The sequence below is a fragment of the Lysinibacillus sp. FSL H8-0500 genome (assembly GCF_038051955.1).
Lineage (GTDB): Bacteria > Bacillota > Bacilli > Bacillales_A > Planococcaceae > Lysinibacillus > Lysinibacillus macroides.
Genome location: NZ_CP150292.1, coordinates 2,190,636 through 2,208,490 on the forward strand (window position 1 = coordinate 2,190,636; position 17,855 = coordinate 2,208,490).

Sequence of the window (17,855 nt, forward strand, 5' to 3'; positions counted from 1 at the left end):
AAGAAGCACCCGTTTTCAATAACGGAAGCTTCTTTTTAGTGTGTGGGTGCTAATAGCCAGCCCTTCTTTTGGCTTAGCTCAATTAGCTTAGCTCCCAGTAGTGCATAGCGCATATGAAGCTCACAATATTTTGTAAGGTGCTTCTTCTTAGTGGCCATTTCCAAAGCTTGGCTGACAGCAATCACAGAAGCGGCAATATTCATGGATAAAATGGCACTAATATCACTATCATGAATGATCGTTTTACCCCGAATATCTGTTAGCTTGATTTTACTGGATGTTAGCGATGTGGTGGGTGCAAGCACACCACTGTCCTGCAATAACAATGTGAGCTGTTTATTGTCCTCTTTTAAGCATTGTATAAATTCTAAAATTACCATCTTTAAATTTTTATCGCGCGTATGCTGAAAAAAAGCATGGCTTGAAGCGATATAGCCATGATTCACACTAAGTTGTGACCAAAGCTTAAAAATCTCCTGAAATGGTAATGATGCTAGATTTTCTTTTAGCATTGTAACACTTCCTCATCCTTTGTTAATTTACAAGTAGGATGGGACATTCCATAAAATTCTATTCATAATTTTCATAAAATGGTGGATTTTATAAAAATTACTGCCTCTATTTACGACCTTTAGTTCTATTTATAGGGAGAAGTTATCGAGATGAGAGCATAGTTCATAAAAGCAATGCAACGCTATCAAATAATTTACATGAATATATAGCACTTAATCAGAGTCTGAGGTGATATGAGTGCTTTTATACAAACATCTCGTAATTATTAGGAAGCTGGAACAGCCAGACAGTAAAAGCCTCCTCATTCATTTGAGGGTAACTAAAAAATAAATGATCAGACAAAAGCTTCTCCTCTTACTTTTATAAATATTCCTTTTGAAATAATAATTGACAATTAATTCTATATAAAATAATGTATGAATGTATAGAAGGTTTAAAATATTTAGAATAATGGGGATTACACTTAATCTGAATTTTAAAATTATTTTATAGGCGGGGAACAACATATGCTTGAAAGAAAACATTTGCAAACTTTAGAAGGCTATGTATCAGGGTTTCAACCTACCTGGAACAATGACCTTATCAAATTAAATTCAAATGAAAATCCATATCCACCATCTCCTAAAATTAAGGATTATTTTAAGGATTTTAATTTTGATCAATTAAGGTTCTATCCTAATGCGAAAAGTGATTCACTTCGAGAATGCATTGCAAACATTTATGATATTGATGTAGAAAATATTTTTTGTGGGAATGGATCAGATGAAATCATTTCTTTACTATTTAGGGGTTTTTTTGAGGAAAATAGCTCAGTAATAATACCGTATCCTACTTATACGCTATATGAAACAGTTGCTAAAATTCACGATGTAAATACTATATGTATTGATACTGAAGAAGATTTTTCAATTGATGTTGATAAAATATTGAGTAGTTCAAAAAAAGCAGCAGGTATAGTTATTGTAAATCCCAATGCACCTACTGGTATCTTATTGTCTGTGGAAAAAATAAAATTTATACTAAATCAATTTAAAGGACTGGTCATTTTAGATGAAGCATATATAGACTTTGCAGACGAAAATTCATCTTGCTTACAGCTAATAAAAACGTATCCTAATCTGATTGTGCTTCGAACTCTCTCTAAATCTTATTCATTGTGTGGTATAAGGCTTGGTTACTGCTTTGCCTCCAAAGATATCATATCCATTCTTGATAAAATTAAAGACTCCTATAACATTAATACGATTACACAATTACTAGCAGAAGAAGGGCTAAAGGATAGAGCGTATTTTAATCATAATCTCGAAAAAGTGAAAAGCACCAGAACAAGATTAGGACATGAATTGGTTAATTTAGGCTTTGATATTTATGGTCAAAATGCAAACTTTTTATTATGTAAACCGAACAATGGCTTAGAGGCAAAAGCTATTTACGATTATTTGGCTGAGCAAAATATATTTATTAGATATTTTGATCAACCAAGATTGGCAGATAAATTAAGAATAAGTATAGGCACGGAAAAAGAAATAGATATATTATTGATTAATTTACATAAATTAGTGCGTGAAAAAGGAATGTCATTTGAGTCTAGTGTCTGAGACAATCGTAAGTTTGAATGATAAAAATAAGCCGTATATGACGATTTTTTCAATCGAATATACGGCTTATTCTTTTATTTAGTACCTATTGTCTGGATTATTTTATAATAAAACCTATATTCATTTTAAAAGGCGTTATTGATTGGAGCAACGTTAATGTGGCATCTATAAAAGACATATTTATATGAATGTCTATAGCGGAGCTCTACTTTTTTAATGCCCCTTGTTTAACATAAACAAATGCTAAGAGCAGTGACAAACATCATCTTACCGTAAGGACAGACGCTCTTAGAAAATTTACCTTGACAGAATGGAAGTCAACGCTAGCTAAGGTAAAGAGCCTGAACTCCTTAAAAATAGCTAAAAATTACCACTTCTATTTTAGATCGTATGTTCGTATAATAGGTGTACAAACGTTTGTTCTTAAATGTGGAAGTGGAAAGGAGTTATTGAGATGAGAGAAGCATTAATAAAAGCGATGCAGCGTCATCAAATAGTGAATATTATGTATCTTGCTCAATCAGGGATTATTACGAAAAGGCGTGTAAAAATTACCAAAATAACAGGAGATTCTTTTACGGCCTTTTGCTTTACACGGTCTGCGAAGCGTACATTTAGAATTCAGAATGTTTTGGCAGTACTCCCTATTTTACAGCGAGAGTCAGGGGTTATATGAATACTAAAGATTTTCCACATAAAGATATTTTATGTATTGATATGAAGTGCTTCTATGCAAGCTGTATCGCCATGCTAGAGGGATTGGATGTCTTAAAAGAGCCAATTGCCATTATTGGGAATTTGGAACACCCAGGCAGTATCGTGCTGGCTGCTTCACCAATGATGAAAGAAAAATTTCATATTCAAACAGGCAGTAGACGTTATGAAATTCCCAAGCATCCAGCTATTAAGTTATTTGAACCAAAAATGTCCTTCTTTTTGGAAATGTCGATGGCAATTACACGCTTAATTGCACAGTTTGTTCCTCCTGAGGCGATCCATGTGTATAGTGTGGATGAAAGCTTTGTTGATATTACAGGAACCAAGCAGCTTTGGGGCTCACCCGAGCATGTAGCAACAATGATACGGGAGGCCATTTATGAACAATTTCGCATTCCAGCTATGATTGGAATGGGCCCGAATATGCTGCTGGCTAAATTAGCATTAGATTTAGAAGCAAAACAAACAGGCTTTGCAAAATGGACCTATGCAGATGTACCAACCAAGCTTTGGCCAGTAAAGCCATTATCCAAGATGTGGGGGATTGGCAAACAGCTGGAGACACATTTAAACACAATGGGTATTCAAACAGTTGGTGAATTAGCCCATGCAGATCGATCTGTATTAGAAAAACGCTTTGGGGTGATGGGGAGCCAATATTATGATCATGCATGGGGACTTGATTTTTCTACATTAGAGGACTCATTTGCAACAGCTGCTGCATTAAGCTTTAGCAAAGGTCAAACACTAGGAAAGGGCTATTATACCCGTAAAGCTATTGCTGTTGTCCTACTGGAAATGTGTGAGGATGTGATGCGTCGTACAAGGGAAGCTGGGTATGTTGGGCGTACGATTAGTCTAGGGCTTTCCTACTGCCATCATATACAAACAAAAGGCTTTCACCGCTCGCTCACCATTGAAGAACCTACAAATGAAACGATGGTGATGTATAAAGCTTGCTTGGCTTTGCTTGATCAATATTTTAAAGGGGAGCCTATACGTCAATTATCTGTAAGATTGACAAACATGGAACCCGAATATAGTATGCAGCTGGATTTATTGGATGAACGGAAGGAACAACGGCGAGCAGTTGGTCATGTAATGGATGCGATTCGTAGCAAGCATGGGGCTACAGCTATATTACGAGCAGCATCCTATACAAAGGCAGGTACAGCAGTAGCACGCAATCGCTTAGTTGGTGGGCATTTAGCATAAGGAGTGAACAAAGTATGAAAGATAGGGGCATGGTAAAATGGACAGCAATGATGCTACCAGAACATCAAAGACTATTGAAAATATGGCAACAGGAGCGTTTGATGGAGCCACAACGTGAACGTGCTGAGTGGGAGCTGGAAGAATTACAGCAAACGATAACACGTGCTTTAACGCAGCATCACTACATTCTGTTAACGGTTTGGGAGTATGGTCGCTATAGGCAATGGAGCGGCATCATCCAAGCGATCAATGATAAGGAACTGCTACTAGTAACAGACACTGTCACAAAGTCGATTCCACTCAGTTATATTGATGCGGCGTATATAGAAGGCGATGGAGATGCTTAATCGAGAGCAGCAGCGTTTATTGCATCAGTATTTACTACTGGATTTAGCAGTGAGATCATTGAGACACGATATCATAGTGGCAGAGCATTTTAAAATGAAGCACATTTTTTTACCCTCTATAGATAGATTATTAAAGCAGTTACACAAAGATTATTTCGATGTCAAGGGTCAGCTTGCTAAACAAAAAATTCGCTTAGTAGGTTGGCATCGGATAGATGACTATTTTAGCGAGGTGCAGATTGCTACTGCAGGCAACGATGAAGTGCTACGCTATGCTAATCAGGCATTAAAAACGCAAGTAGAGGAGTTAATTCATCATTATTTACACAATTCCTAGTGCTTGTTTTATTTGTAGATTGAGCCTGTAAATACCTACAAATAGAGGGAAAATAAATACTTGTTTATCGAGTCTTTATCCCTCTTTACTCAAGAATTATTTCTGCTTAATTGCCTTTATAGACTTTTGTGGTATTAATTCTTTAGAGGGGACTATATTGAGATTGGAGAGGTAACAATGAAATTTGAAACATTTCATAAAATAAATTCGTTTAAGCCATCTCAAAAAGAAAAAGAATCTATTTTTTTTGAGATGGTGGGTGAAAATAGAAAGGGAAGTATGCATTTTATCGAGGTATTTGATGGGATATCTATTACATTTAACGATTTTGAAGCACAAGATTTTGATGAACAACGTTTTACACATTCCCCGCTACTCTCCATTAACTATTGCTATGAGGGCCGTATAGAATGTGATTCGAAAAAAGGGAAGAGAATTTTTTTAAATCCCCATGAAATTCTTGTGACATTATTAGACGAAACGTTTGAAGATTTTCATATCCCCTCGAATTTTTTTAAAGGAATCACTTTAACTGTAGATCTTAACAACTTAGGGAGAAGCACAATGGCGGCTTTGGTTACGCATCAAATTGATTTACAAAAAGTGGTGGAAAATATTGCAAGCACTAAATTTTGTGTGATGGATTGTGGTTCAACGCCTATTCGTCATTTATTTCAAGATTTAATGGATAGCCCATTAAAATATGATTTTTCCTATTTAAAAATCAAAATATTAGAAGCGTTGTACATAATTTCCTCATTACCGCTGGAAAAGTATAGCATTATATCTGATTATATAGAGAATAAAAATTATGAAACGATGAAGCAAGTAGCACATTATATTGTCAGTCACTATGATTCATCATTAACATTAAATGATTTATGTAAAGTATTTCAATGCAAGGAATCCTCTTTAAAGAAAAATTTTAAGCTAACGTATGGAATGTCGATTACAGCGTATATACAAAAATGTCGCGTATATCAGGCAAGTCGATTGCTTGCTACAACAGATGATGCTATTTTAACGATTGCGGAAAAGGTGGGCTATAAAAACCCTAGTAAGTTTTCAGAAATTTTTAAGCGAGAAAAAGGAATGACACCATTAAACTATCGAAAACAGCTTAAGCACTAAATGGATTAAAAGTATCCGAATAGAGTAGAAGATAAAAATTGAATATGTTAATTTTTAATACAATTGATAATGATTATCAGTTGTATTTTTTTTGAGGAGGACATTCAAATGAACGGAAACTGGCTAGTGTATACATGGCAGTTTACAGAAAATAATCGTCCCTAAGTAATTACAGCAATAGGGCTTGGAATTGTTAGTATGTTTGCTGGCATTATCCCTTACTTTGGGGTTTTTAACATCCTAGATTGTTTCTTTCATGAAACAGTGACAATTCAACTTATTTTATTTTGGGGCCACTGTCAGTATAGCAGGCTTTGTGGCGAAACATATTCTTTTTGGCTTTGCAATGACGGTTGCTCATGATGCAGCCTATACAGTTTTAGAAAACATTTGCTTACGTTTAACTTCAAAAATGACAAAGCTACCTTTAGGCAAAATAGTAAATGAGTGTATTGGTAAATTAAAAAATTTAGTCATTGATCAGGCTGAAACGATTGAATTACCTTTATCGCCTTTCACTATTTTTGTTTACTTATTTATGATTGATTGGAGAATGGCGATGATCTCACTCATTACCTTGCTATTTGCATTGCTACCATTTCTAGTTGCTCTAAAATCTTTGAATAAAAATTATGGTCCTTATTATGGAGGTCAATAATTATGTAAATAGTGTGCTAGTAGAATACTCAGAAGGATGAGAGGTTATCAAAACATTCAATCAAACCAGTCATTTCTATACGAGGTTTGAACTAGCTGTAGTAAATTTTAGGGAGTATACGATGAATTGGTTTAATAGCTCGGTTAAAACATTAAGCTTGATTTTCGCTATTTTGCCGTTATTATTAATCGGAACCTTACCGTTAGGCTTGTATTTATATACAACAGGTGAGCTTACACCAACCGAGTATATTTTATGTCTTCTCCTTTCAATAGATATTATAGAGCCGCTTGCGACATTTACAAATAATGCAAAAAAGCCAATACGCTGTAGATATTGTTCAGCAATTTTTAATACTTGAAGAATTACTGAATGTCACGCAATCCGTCTCACTGTCAGAATCACTAGCTATTGAATTAAAAAATGTATCTTTTCAATATAGTCAGGATGCGCCAGTTGTATTAAAGAACATTCATTTAGCGATTCCAGAAGGGCAATTTATAGCTTTTGTTGGACCATCAGGATCTGGTAAATCAACGATCTGTCACTTAATAGCACGATTTTATGATGTGCAGCAAGAAGGCATCTTCATTGGACAGCAACCAATTAAGGAGATGACCACAGATTCGCTATTAAGTCATATTAGTATTGTGTTTCAAAACGTCTATTTATTTAATGACACAATCATCAATAATATTCGTTTTGGGAAGCCAGACGCAACAGATGAGGAAGGTATATGAAGCGGCTCGAAAAGCGCAATGTCAGAGCTTTATTATGGCTATCATACGCAGGTCGGAGAAGCAGGAGCTACATTATCAGGAGGTGAAAAGCAGCGAATTTCCATTGCTCGTTCTATTGTGAAGGATGCACCAATTGTTATTTTAGATAAGGCAACAGCCAGCATGGATCAGAAAATGAACATCTCATTCAAGCAGCTATTAATGAATTAGTGGCTGGAAAAACATTAATTGTGATTGCCCATCGTTTAAAAACAATTGAACATGCAGACCAAATTCTAGTATTAGCCAATGGAAAGCTTGTTCAAAAGGGCACACATCAGGAATTAATCAATAAAATCGGAACGTATAAAAAGTTAATGGACTGTCGTAAGGAAATTGAAGCTTGGATAATTTAGGAGGATTCTTATGAAAAACAAATGGACTGTAAATGATTTTATAACATTGGCTATTTTTAATATGGTGATGTTTATTGCATGGATGATTGGCGCGATGACAAATGTTTTTTTAGGGGAGCTAGTTTCTCAAGTAATATCGGGCTTGCTCGCTACACCCTTTATGTTAATTATGGCGAATAAAGTGAATAAGCGTGGTGTATTTTTATTGTCAGCACTTTGTATGGGAATTTTTATGGCTGTATTAGGCATGGTTTACTATATGATAATCTATATTGTGTTTAGTATTGTTGCTGAACTGATTTGTTGGAGGAATGGTAGCTATCAAAACCCAGTCAAATTAACAATTGGCATGATATTTTATCAAATTAGTTATGTGTTAGCAGGTGTATTTCCACTGTTTATGTTCCGTCAGCAATATTTAAAGGCACTGGCATCTAGTTATACGACACCAGAATCATTAAATCATATGCTTTATTATTATGAAACGCCAAGTATGATCGCAGCGATGTGTGCAATGGCTGTAGTTGGTGTTATTATTGGTGGCTTTATTGGCAATTCGCTGCTAAATCGTCATGTAAAAAGAGCGAAATTAATATGATTCAAAATGATCCTCGTACTCATTTAATCGTATTATTAGTAATGAGTATGCTTGTTTTGTTCAATGAAGCCCAATGGCAAATTTATAGTATGTTAGTGTTTAGTACCATATACATGCTGTTTCATGGTATATGGACACAAGCTATTCATGCTATGTTTGCCTATATTCTTTTCAAGATTTTGCTGCTAGTAATGCCTCTTATAATGCCGGGTTTAGCACCAGTTGTCTTTTCAATTACACAAATCTACCCTGTTTTTATGATTGGTGTTGTTTTCACTGCTTCTGGTGGAAGTAGAATTTTATATTCTTTGGATGCGTTAAGGTTACCTAAACCGTTTTTAATTGTAACAATGATTTTTTTACGTTTTTTTCCTCTACTGCTGAAAGAAATTCAAACGATTTATGATGGCATTAAGGTAAGAGGCATTTTCCCTACACCGCTACATCTAATAAGACATCCTTTTATTGCCTATGAGTGTTTAGTTGTACCTTTAACGTTTCGTTGCTTAAAGCTATCCAATGAATTAGCTGTAGCTGCTGAAATACGTGGCATTGCATGTCTACATAAACGTACAACTGTTTATCAAACAAAGTTTCGCGCAAATGATGCCATTACATTATTTTCCTTACTGTTACTCAGTTTTTGGCTAATGGTAGGTGATTTTAGTGATTAAGTTTGAACAGGTTACATTTCAATATGAGGGAGGGGAGAGCGGTGTATATGATCTTCAGTTCACGATTCCAGAGGGCACGTGTACGATTTTTTGTGGAAGATCAGGTCATGGGAAAAGCACCATTTTAAGATTATTAATGGGGCTAATACCAAACTTTTATGCTGGTAAACTAAAGGGTAGAATTACTGTTTTCGGCAAAGAACCGAGCACATTCACAGCGGAAGAGCGAGCAGCATTGATGGGTGTTGTTTTTCAAGACCCAAGAAGTCAATTTTTTATGTCAAAGGTGCAGGATGAAATTTTATTTGCCGCAGAAAACTTGGGATGCTCTAAAGAGAGTATGGTAAGCGGCTTAGCCCTACATGCTGAAGAATTACATGTAAATGATTTACTTGAAAAAGATGTACAAAGTCTATCCAGTGGTGAAAAACAACGTGTGGCTATAGCAGCGGCTACTTTCTTAAAGCCAACATTGTTAATTTTGGATGAACCCACAGCTAACTTAGATGTACAGACGATTCAAGTGTTACTCGATACATTAATGATGCTCAAACAGAGTGGAACAACGATTATTATTAGTGATCACCGATTGTTTAGCTATCGAGATTTGGCAGATCGTTTTATCGTACTAAACGAAGGACAAGTAGCCATGGATAATCCATGTGAACAGTTTCTTACTTTGCCTGATCAGACTTTTATTCAATATGGTTTGCGTTTTCCCAACATTCGAAAGAATAATTTAGCAGAAAAGGACAAGCAAGTAGCACCAAATAGCTTGCTAGTAAAAGATGTACAGTATATGTATAAAAAAAATAAAAAGGGCTTTCAGCATTTTCAAGCACAAGCACAAAGCGGGCAAGTTGTTGCTATCACGGGGGCTAATGGAACAGGGAAAACCACGCTTTGTAAGGTTTTAGCAGGGCTGTATAGACAGCAAAAAGGTCAAATTCTTTTCAATAATAAAGAGCTATCACCATCACAACGAACTAAACGATCTTATTTTGTCATGCAGGACCCCGACTACCAACTTTATGCAGAGAGTGTGGGCGATGAAATGGTGTTAGGACGACCAATAACGGAGACATTAAGACAAAAATCACTGGCAGCACTGACAAATTTCTCACTAACCCATGTCAAGGACAGGCATCCAGCATCACTATCAGGTGGGGAAAAGCAGCGGGTAACACTAGCCGCTGCTTCAGTAGCTGATGCACAAATCATTCTACTAGATGAGCCTACTAGCGGTTTAGATGGAGCTAATATGATAAATGTAGCGAGGTGGGTACGGCACATGGCGAACCAAAATAAATTTGTCTTTGTGATTACACATGATCAGGATTTTATAGATATTGTTTGTGATGATGTTTGGGTATTAGAATAGATTTACTAATGGAGAGGACAAAGTCACTCATTTAAATATAGCAAATGAGTGACTTTATTCTTTAAAGATATAAATGCATAACTATTTGCTCACCAATTGGGCCCAACCTACGTTCACCATTGTCTACAAAGCCTGTTTTAAGATATAAATTTTGTGCAGCGATATTTTTTTGATTAACGACTAACACGACTTCATCACAATGCTGAAACTCTTGTTTTACAAAATCAGCTAGAGCAAGCATTCCCTTTTTCGCATAGCCCTTGCCCTGATGGCGATAGTCCATTGATAATGCTGTTAATAGCATTGCATGAGGATTGTTTGAATATTCTTTTACACGTTCTGTTGCATGAAGGACAAAAAAGCCAACAGGACCATGATTACTAATAATGACAATAGGGTACTGTCCAACTTTTCCGACAGTAATTTCCTTTGGCAGTGCTGTAAATTGCTGCTGCTCTTCAGGTAGCTCAAATTCATGTAAACGATCGACATAATCTTCAGAGAAATGTACTAATTCAATACTTGATGTGTTTTGCACAAGATGACCTCCTTTTTTAGTAGTTTAACAACAGAATAAATGTTCGTAAATAGGGTGCTGTTTAAAAATGCTGAAATTTAATGAAAAATATTACTAAGCTAAAACACCTTAAAAAAAGAACAGGGCATTTTTCATTTCTTTCTCTTAAAAGCTCAGGTAAAAGGCTTAACTAGCTAAAGGTCACTTGGGTGAAAATAATCCTTAAAAAATGTTAGGTTAGGCTAGCTTAATTAGAGAATTGGCTATCTCAGCATAATATTGCAAGAGACACTAGCAGCTTATAAAATAAAAAAGGCTTTAGCCTCCTGTATTCATAAAAAATGAACAGAAGCTAAAGCCCGAAATATTCACATTAGCAAATAAAGCTAGCACCGACAATAATAAGAAGAATAAAGAGTACAACGATTAGCACGAAAGTAGAGCTATTCCCTGTCTCCTGACCGCCGCCACAATAATTATTAAAATTACCTACATTTCCAGAGAAACCCATACATACACCTCCTGTCTATTCTCTAGGATATGTAAAACATGGAACAAGAGGGGCGTTATTTATCCAAATAGAAGGATAGTAGTGTTAAAATTATTGGTCTAAATCCTGGCAATAAAAGATAGCTTTTAAACAAAAGCCTTCAATAAATGGACTGATTTTCGGAATTATTAGCAGAGCTTTTATTAAAATTATATAAAAGTCAAATACTCTATTTATAGAAAATCTGAGCTTTTTATTTAAATTTATGAATTTGTTGATTCACCGCCGTCTACATGCAATACTTGCCCTGTCACATGTCTTGAATCGTCGGAGGCTAAATAGACAAATGTAGGAGCAACTTCAAAGGGCTGGGCCATTCGATTAAATAGATTTGGGCCATGTAATGCGTTTTCATCGGAGGAAAAGCTAGCAGGAATCAACGGTGTCCAAATCCGACCAGGTGCTATAGCATTTACTCGAATTTGTTTTTTAGCAACACTTTTTGCTAAAGAACGCGTCCAGCCAACGATCGCTGCTTTTGTTGCAGAATAATCAATTAATAAAGGTTCACCGGCATAAGCTACAACAGAAGCCGTTCCAATAATAGAGCTTCCTGCCTTTAAATAAGGAAGAGCTGCTCTTGTAGTATAAAAATGAGCATAAACATTTAGCTTAAATGTTTCATCAAATTGCTCATCCGTTATATCTGTAAGCTCATTCTGTTGAAATTGAATCCCAACATGGTTACATAAAATATCTAAGCCACCAAAGGTATGGATCGTGTCAAACACAATGTCTGTACATTGTTTTTTATCACGAAGGTCGCCTGGAAGTAGTAAACATTTTTGTCCGAGTTCTTCAATTCTTTTTTTCGTTCGCTCAGCATCTTCATGCTCATCCAAATAGGCAACAGCGACATTCGCACCTTCCTTTGCAAAGGCAATGGCAGCGGCAGCCCCCATCCCGCTATCACCACCAGTAATAAGAGCTACTTTTCCTGTTAATTTGCCGCTTCCTTTATAATGAGGGTTTTCAATAATGGGCTTAGGCACCATTAAACTTTCAAGCCCTGGTTGACGCAATTGTCTTTGTTCAGGCTGTGTAAGCGGCACTTCTTGATATTGCGTAATCTTTCCATAGACAGGATATTGAGGGTACGGATCCTCTTGTTTATGATCCTCAAACCATTTTTGATAAAATTGAATTTGCTCAAGCAGTGCTTGCTGATCTTGAGCTTGCCAGTCATTGTGATGGCTAATAACCAATCCCTCCTTTTCATCATATACTATGAATGTTAACGCTTTTATGTTCAAAAATAGGGGCAGGAGGATTGCTTGATGAGCATTGAATTTTTTCCAGAGGTCACTCGTTTATTAGAAAACCACGAAAGTAGATTAGTGATGCATTATTTAAAGGATAGTTGGTTTGTGCCGAGTATTGGCGTTCGACCACCGTATTATTGCCACCCCATTTACCAACCGTATTTTGCACTAGCCTTCCATTAGTAGAATAGGTTTAGCATAACAGCAGGACATTAAACTCATTTTTAATTCACTTCTGTTGTTTTTATAAAATTTATCTGAATTATATATAATTGATAAAAAAGTAAAGAGAGTGGGACTGTTTTTCAAGGAGAAGGTACAAGAGGGAGTGAGAAGCTGGGAATGTTCCATGATTTTTAAAGAACCGTATAACAATTCAATATAAAGGAGAACATCCTTCGCAACTTTTATAGTGGAAAGACTGCTGAACTGGAAACGATAGCGTCCTCTTCTTCTAGGATAGAGCTAACATTGAAAGACCAGCAAAGCCTATTTAGCCGAGCTGGTCTTGTTATTCATTTTATTCCCACCAATGCTTCATTTCTGTGAAGCCGATATCCCATAGCTTTATATGACCTGTAATAGTAATGGTCAGTTTGTTAGCTTCATAAAATAATGGAATTTCTAATGGCATTTCAAGTGTTTCGGTTTCCTGCAAATACACTTCATCTGCTTGAAATATTTCCTTTCCATCCATAACGATGGTTACGTTCCCTTGAGGCTCTTCTTCATCCGGCATACCGAGATGTAGAAAAAGTATAACATCCTCCTTGCCATCAATCATATAAGTGTAGGTCTTGCTCGTAGTTCCTTCATTACTATATAAATTATAGTGAGGCTCTATTTTATGACCAGCTACAGTGAAAATTGGGATATCGTTTGTTAGGGGGTTCGTGTCTGCTGTTTCTTTAATAGCATGTAAAGGCTGTATAGAACTAACGCGTTTCTCTAAAACTTCAGATATGATCATTACACATGTAAGCAATAGAACAGCAGACAAGCATGAAGCAATGAGCTTTTTTAAAGTTAAATTTGAAGTGAAGCCAACTTTGTATACAATATAGCCAATCGTTGCCCCGATCGTATTAGAAATCACATCATCTACATCAAAAGTCCCGAGATAGACGAGTGATTGAATCGTTTCCAATCCAAGAATCACAACAATGAACGACCCAATAAATTTTTTATAAGGACAGTGTTTTAATAATGGAAATAGGACGCCAAAAGGAATAAAAGCTGCAATATTGCCAAAATCATACAACCATGAAAATGTAAGGCTAGGGAAGTTCAAAGGAACGCTTGACGGAATAAGCATAAATTCGTAGCCTGCGTCCATGTAATCTGCTCTATGCTCTAAACGATTAAAGCCAAAGAACATGAAAAATAAGATGAGCGCTGTGTATATACTAGTAATAATCATTATTAAATTTTGTTTTTTCATATTGTTAGCTCCTTAAACTACTCTCTATTTATAATAAGCGGAAATTCTTAATATTTTATAAGAATATTTATTAGAATCAATTTCATAATTCGATTTTTTTAAGAGCTTAGACTGCTCCTGTGCCTGATTTTTAATTTTTTAAAATTACGTTGCGTTGTTTTGAAGCTGTCAAAATACATTCATACGATCGACTGCTAATTTGCAGGCATTATAAATAAACGTCACGAGATTGAAGTGCAGTTTGGCTTTTCTACCGGTTCTGTGGCGGACGTTGTTTAACTGAAAGAATTGCTTTAAATAGGCATTTACTCGTTCGACAGCTGTGCGTTCCTTATAAATTGCTTTCCATACTACGGAGCCACGTGCTGGATACGTGTATTTGCGGAGATCTGTTTCACATTTAATTTTAAATACCTTTTGACAGAGCGAATCCTCACGTAATGGACAGGTTGCGCATTCTTTTGGACGCGTGAACTTAAGCGTCTGATATTTTTCATCAAAGCTGTCGTAACAGTAGCTATGTTCACGCACACAGGTTGGACGGAAATGCTCATCAAAACCAACCATTTCGCCTTCGCGTCTTTTCACATAAGGAATCACAGGTTTCATCTCATGTATCCATATTTGGCGATAAATCGCTTCATAATCATAGCCCGCATCGAAAATGGCCGTTGTGAAATGGTTAGGCATGATGTGATTCACCTTTTTTAGTAACGGAATCGCCGCTTTACTATCACTCAGATTTCCGGAAGACATCAGACGCGCCACGATATACTGGCTTTTTGTCGAAACAGCTAAATGCCCTTTAAAGCCGTACCAGAATGTGTTTTTACCATCGCTATTTTTCTTAATGCCCCACTTTGGTTCAATGGGAATTTCTTGCCAAAGAGTCATCAATGGAATGGTTATTTGTACTTCCAACTTCTTTTCATAAGTCGTTTGATTCGCTTCGATTTCGGCTTGTTCAGCGAGCCAGGCAGCACGTTCTTCCTTTGATTTACGCCCCCGTTTTTTCGGAGCGATTTCTTTTTTCTCAGAAGGTTTTGCGGCATCTCTCGCTTCAAAATGTGTCGCGTCAAAACCAAGATGTTCTTCTTCAAGAAAACCTTCTGTAAAAGCAGTCTGAATCAGTTCATCGTGCATGCGATCTAACACATCTGATTGACTAATCGCGTCGACCATACGTGAATACGAGGCTTCAGATGGCACGGTGTCCGAAACTAAAAAGCCACAATCTAAACGAAAGACAAAATCAACCGTTAAACGATTGACCAAATCTTTAACGGTTGGGATACGCTCGACAATGCGAATAATCAATGATTGAATCATCGCCCCGTAATTACATTCACGTGGAGCACCACGCATCGTCTTCTTTCGAAATAGCTGAAAGATCGGCTGCACATCGAAAGTGGCTAAAATCGCATCAAAACGACGAGAACTTTCCATTTTCAATAATTCATGGATGTCAAAAAGGCTCATTTGTTTTACAATCGTCATAGGGCATTCACCTCTTGGTTGATTTTGGTTTGGTCACTTAAATTATACCAAAATGGGGAGGTGCCCGTTTTTTATTGTCTTGAAACCCTTGGGAGACAAGGGGTTAGAATTATGAAATTAACTCATTAAGATTTATTAAAAAATTCTTTTTATATAGAGAGAAAAAGCTGCTTATAAAAATAAAGAATCGCTTTTTCTATTGTTATTTATGTTACTATATACCTATCTGTGTTGGATGTTCTTACATAAGCATACGATTACATACATATAATATAGATAGTAAAAATGGCAAAAGTTTTGCGTCCAACATGAAAAATCTTAAGAAAATCTTCAGGTTCTACTAAAGAAATTATTAAGATTCTTCCTATATATTTATAAAATAAGGGAATTAGCGAAACCATTTGAAGATTTAAAACGTATTGGTAGTAATAGAGAATATCGGAGTAGGTGAGGAAATGACACATACGATCTACATAGTATTAACCAAAACAGGAACCTTATTATCGAAGGCAATCGGTATGTATACGGGAAAAGAAATGAATCATGCGTCAATAGCCTTTGATGAGGGGCTGTTTGAAATGTATAGCTTTGGTCGTAGACAGCTAAACAATCCACTAAGTGGGGGCTTTTTACGTGAGGATGCGGAAAGAGGGCTTTTTGAGTTAGCAGATTGTGTGATTTATCGCTGCACAATATCCCATTATCAATATTTAGATATGATGAAAATTGTGCGGTACATGTACTGGAATCGGAACCGCTATAAATATAATTTTATCGGTTTGTTTGGTGTGGTGATGCAGAAGGAAGTGAGAAGAGAGCGTGCTTACTTTTGTTCCCAATTTGTAGCGACGCTATTAAAAGTGGGAGGTTTAAAAGTATATCAAAATCCGGCATTAATGACGCCTCACTGCCTAGCACAATTACCTTATTTGGAAAAGGTCTTCGCTGGAAAGCTGGCTGACTATTTACAAGGTGTACGTGCGCCAGTCATGCTATATGGTTAAATAATTTTAGCTATTCAGGCAATCTTTAAACGGATTGTCTGGATTTTTTTGATAGTAATAATTACCTTAGCTGGAATGAAAATAAACCTATTTAATCGTATGTAAAAATGAGTCCTATTCCTGTTAAAGGCCTATTGTAAAATTGGTATCATAACAATAATAAATATATTTAAGAGAGCGATACCTGCTAGGAGGGCAGAGCGATGAGTGAAGAAGTAACAACAACTGGCTGGGATGCAATTGATCATGCGTTAGTAAAGCTATATGGTGAGCAAGAGCCAAAGCATTACGGCACATTAATTTCCTATGCACTGGGCGGACAAGACCCGCTGGATGGTATTAGCGCCTATAAAAGTGAAACACCTATTCCACATTGGCACTTCGTCACTTATGGATTTTCTGAATTATATGAAAAAGAATTGAATAATAAAGAATATAGTGGCTTTGGCTTTGAATTAACATTTCGACTAGTACGTAGTCAGGATGAGGAAGAGCCTCCAGCTTGGGCGTTGAATTTGCTACAAAACATGGCAAGGTATGTTTTTAACAGTGGCAATGTGTTTGTAGCAGGCGATTATTTAGATGCAAATGGCCCGATTTGTCTAGGTGCAGATACATTGTTAACGGCATTAGCATTTACAGATGATCCAGAGCTAGGTGAAATGCATACGCCAAATGGTAAAGTGACGTTTATTCAAATGGTGGGTATTACAGAGGATGAGCTAGAGGCGATGCAAGCTTGGCAGACACTTGGTGTACTACAGGCAGGTATAGAGCAGCTACCAAGCTATGTAACAGATTTAGCAAGATCCTCTCTTTTACAAAATCCAGTAGTTGTCAAAGCTGTGGAGCGAGGGATAGAAGAAGATGGCTCTAGTACAGGCTTTCTTTTTGTGGATCAATTAGCATGGCAAGAGGGGAAAACCGGTTGGTTTACGAAGCCATCCTATATCATTCAGCTCGGAGCTAAGCAGGCAGGTGTGATTTGTCAATTATTACGCGGACGAATTTTAAAAGGAAGAAACCTTCGCTTAGTTGGTCAGCAAGTGACAATTACATTTCAAGCGAATGAGCAAGCAGGTTATCATGTCAATGAGCAGGAAGTGATTATTTCTTTAAATAAGGAAGCAGTGGAGGAGCTTTGCCAAAAGCTTGTACCACAAGAAGGACAATTTGAATTATCTTCTTTAGCAGATGTGAACTTTCAAATTTTGAAAACCTATATTAAAGATCAACAAGGAACGGTTGTGAAAACAATCGGGTAAGATTGCTCTCCCGCT

General features: G+C 36.4%; 21 protein-coding genes and 1 pseudogene. 16 read left to right on the forward strand and 6 right to left on the reverse strand.

Going from position 1 to position 17,855, the window contains the following annotated elements; all coding sequences use genetic code 11:
* Positions 1-35: 35 nt before the first annotated feature.
* Positions 36-512: a DUF3231 family protein gene (locus MHB44_RS10410; protein ID WP_341302706.1), complete on the reverse strand. Its 477-nt coding sequence runs from the start codon at positions 510-512 to the stop codon at positions 36-38.
* Positions 513-1,019: 507 nt separating this feature from the next.
* On the opposite strand from MHB44_RS10410, the gene hisC reads away from it, so the two are divergent.
* The 13 genes and pseudogenes from hisC to MHB44_RS10475 all read left to right on the forward strand — a co-directional run bounded on the left by hisC (position 1,020) and on the right by MHB44_RS10475 (position 10,304).
* Positions 1,020-2,111 (forward strand): histidinol-phosphate transaminase, encoded by a 1,092-nt coding sequence (hisC, locus tag MHB44_RS10415; protein WP_341302707.1) that lies wholly within the window; start codon positions 1,020-1,022, stop codon positions 2,109-2,111.
* A 454-nt stretch (positions 2,112-2,565) separates the two neighbouring features.
* Positions 2,566-2,787: a transcriptional regulator gene (locus MHB44_RS10420; protein WP_341302708.1), complete on the forward strand. Its 222-nt coding sequence runs from the start codon at positions 2,566-2,568 to the stop codon at positions 2,785-2,787.
* A complete protein-coding gene (locus MHB44_RS10425) occupies positions 2,784-4,043 on the forward strand; it encodes a UV damage repair protein UvrX (protein WP_341302709.1) in 1,260 nt (419 codons plus the stop codon). Before MHB44_RS10420 ends, MHB44_RS10425 begins: the two co-directional genes overlap by 4 nt.
* Before the next feature lie 14 nt (positions 4,044-4,057).
* On the forward strand, positions 4,058-4,390 hold the full coding sequence (locus MHB44_RS10430) for a YolD-like family protein (protein WP_341302710.1): 333 nt from the start codon (positions 4,058-4,060) through the stop codon (positions 4,388-4,390).
* The gene (locus tag MHB44_RS10435) at positions 4,383-4,727 is read left to right on the forward strand and encodes an aconitate hydratase (RefSeq protein WP_341302711.1); all 345 of its coding nucleotides are present in this window, start codon (positions 4,383-4,385) and stop codon (positions 4,725-4,727) included. The genes MHB44_RS10430 and MHB44_RS10435 overlap by 8 nt, the downstream gene beginning before the upstream one ends.
* Positions 4,728-4,904: 177 nt before the next feature.
* Entirely contained in the window at positions 4,905-5,858 is a 954-nt protein-coding gene (locus tag MHB44_RS10440) for an AraC family transcriptional regulator (protein ID WP_053995750.1), read from the forward strand.
* Positions 5,859-6,174: 316 nt separating this feature from the next.
* A complete protein-coding gene (locus MHB44_RS10445; protein ID WP_341302712.1) occupies positions 6,175-6,516 on the forward strand; it encodes a hypothetical protein in 342 nt (113 codons plus the stop codon).
* Between the two features lie 121 nt (positions 6,517-6,637).
* Positions 6,638-6,877: a hypothetical protein gene (locus MHB44_RS10450; protein ID WP_341302713.1), complete on the forward strand. Its 240-nt coding sequence runs from the start codon at positions 6,638-6,640 to the stop codon at positions 6,875-6,877.
* Positions 6,825-7,466: pseudogene (locus tag MHB44_RS10455) on the forward strand (ATP-binding cassette domain-containing protein). The gene MHB44_RS10450 and the pseudogene MHB44_RS10455 overlap by 53 nt, the downstream one beginning before the upstream one ends.
* Positions 7,466-7,651 carry a hypothetical protein gene (locus tag MHB44_RS10460; protein ID WP_341302714.1) on the forward strand — a complete coding sequence of 62 codons (186 nt, stop codon included), beginning with the start codon at positions 7,466-7,468 and terminating at the stop codon, positions 7,649-7,651. The pseudogene MHB44_RS10455 and the gene MHB44_RS10460 overlap by 1 nt, the downstream one beginning before the upstream one ends.
* A gap of 10 nt (positions 7,652-7,661) precedes the next feature.
* Complete coding sequence (locus MHB44_RS10465) at positions 7,662-8,249, forward strand: MptD family putative ECF transporter S component (RefSeq protein WP_341302715.1); 588 nt, start codon at positions 7,662-7,664, stop codon at positions 8,247-8,249.
* Positions 8,246-8,923, forward strand: a complete 678-nt coding sequence (locus MHB44_RS10470; protein ID WP_341302716.1) for an energy-coupling factor transporter transmembrane component T — start codon at positions 8,246-8,248, stop codon at positions 8,921-8,923. The genes MHB44_RS10465 and MHB44_RS10470 overlap by 4 nt, the downstream gene beginning before the upstream one ends.
* Entirely contained in the window at positions 8,916-10,304 is a 1,389-nt protein-coding gene (locus tag MHB44_RS10475; RefSeq protein WP_341302717.1) for an ABC transporter ATP-binding protein, read from the forward strand. The genes MHB44_RS10470 and MHB44_RS10475 overlap by 8 nt, the downstream gene beginning before the upstream one ends.
* A gap of 61 nt (positions 10,305-10,365) precedes the next feature.
* On the opposite strand, the gene MHB44_RS10480 is transcribed toward MHB44_RS10475, so the two are convergent.
* The 3 genes from MHB44_RS10480 to MHB44_RS10490 all read right to left on the reverse strand — a co-directional run bounded on the left by MHB44_RS10480 (position 10,366) and on the right by MHB44_RS10490 (position 12,576).
* Entirely contained in the window at positions 10,366-10,842 is a 477-nt protein-coding gene (locus tag MHB44_RS10480; RefSeq protein WP_341302718.1) for a GNAT family protein, read from the reverse strand.
* Between the two features lie 352 nt (positions 10,843-11,194).
* Positions 11,195-11,332, reverse strand: a complete 138-nt coding sequence (locus MHB44_RS10485) for a YjcZ family sporulation protein (protein WP_341302719.1) — start codon at positions 11,330-11,332, stop codon at positions 11,195-11,197.
* A gap of 242 nt (positions 11,333-11,574) precedes the next feature.
* Positions 11,575-12,576: an SDR family oxidoreductase gene (locus MHB44_RS10490; RefSeq protein WP_341302720.1), complete on the reverse strand. Its 1,002-nt coding sequence runs from the start codon at positions 12,574-12,576 to the stop codon at positions 11,575-11,577.
* A gap of 72 nt (positions 12,577-12,648) precedes the next feature.
* Here MHB44_RS10490 and MHB44_RS10495 point away from each other — a divergent pair, with 72 nt between their 5' ends.
* Positions 12,649-12,816, forward strand: a complete 168-nt coding sequence (locus MHB44_RS10495; protein ID WP_341302721.1) for a hypothetical protein — start codon at positions 12,649-12,651, stop codon at positions 12,814-12,816.
* 337 nt (positions 12,817-13,153) lie between these two features.
* Here the strand turns inward: MHB44_RS10495 and MHB44_RS10500 are convergent, their stop codons facing one another.
* Both MHB44_RS10500 and MHB44_RS10505 read right to left on the reverse strand, forming a co-directional pair.
* Entirely contained in the window at positions 13,154-14,074 is a 921-nt protein-coding gene (locus MHB44_RS10500; RefSeq protein WP_341302722.1) for a VanZ family protein, read from the reverse strand.
* A 168-nt stretch (positions 14,075-14,242) separates the two neighbouring features.
* On the reverse strand, positions 14,243-15,571 hold the full coding sequence (locus tag MHB44_RS10505; protein WP_053993626.1) for a transposase: 1,329 nt from the start codon (positions 15,569-15,571) through the stop codon (positions 14,243-14,245).
* A gap of 455 nt (positions 15,572-16,026) precedes the next feature.
* Between MHB44_RS10505 and MHB44_RS10510 the strand changes: the two genes are divergently transcribed.
* Both MHB44_RS10510 and MHB44_RS10515 read left to right on the forward strand, forming a co-directional pair.
* Positions 16,027-16,575 carry a hypothetical protein gene (locus MHB44_RS10510; protein WP_053995569.1) on the forward strand — a complete coding sequence of 183 codons (549 nt, stop codon included), beginning with the start codon at positions 16,027-16,029 and terminating at the stop codon, positions 16,573-16,575.
* A 203-nt stretch (positions 16,576-16,778) separates the two neighbouring features.
* Entirely contained in the window at positions 16,779-17,840 is a 1,062-nt protein-coding gene (locus tag MHB44_RS10515; RefSeq protein WP_341302723.1) for a suppressor of fused domain protein, read from the forward strand.
* Positions 17,841-17,855: the final 15 nt, after the last annotated feature.